The sequence below is a fragment of the Moritella sp. F3 genome (assembly GCF_015082335.1).
Taxonomy (GTDB): Bacteria; Pseudomonadota; Gammaproteobacteria; order Enterobacterales; family Moritellaceae; genus Moritella.
Genome location: NZ_BLRL01000200.1, coordinates 1 through 202, shown reverse-complemented (window position 1 = coordinate 202; position 202 = coordinate 1). Strand labels below are relative to the sequence as shown.

Below are 202 nucleotides of genomic sequence, written 5' to 3'. Positions count from 1 at the left end.
GTGGCCATGACGGGACTTGAACCTGTGACCCCAGCATTATGAATGCTGTGCTCTAACCAGCTGAGCTACATGGCCATTCTTACTTTGTTTTCATTCTACCCGTATAAATACGAATAAAATAAAAGTGGCAGGGATATGAGGATTTGAACCTCAGAATCCCGAGATCAAAACCCGGTGCCTTACCGCTTGGCGATATCCCTAC

The 202-nt window shown here is 46.0% G+C and carries 2 tRNA genes; both read right to left on the bottom strand.

The annotated features are described in order from the left end of the window. Position 1 precedes the first annotated feature (1 nt). A tRNA-Met gene (locus JFU56_RS22885) sits at positions 2–75 on the bottom strand. A gap of 50 nt (positions 76–125) precedes the next feature. Next, positions 126–200 (bottom strand) — tRNA-Gln (locus JFU56_RS22880). Positions 201–202 lie beyond the last annotated feature (2 nt).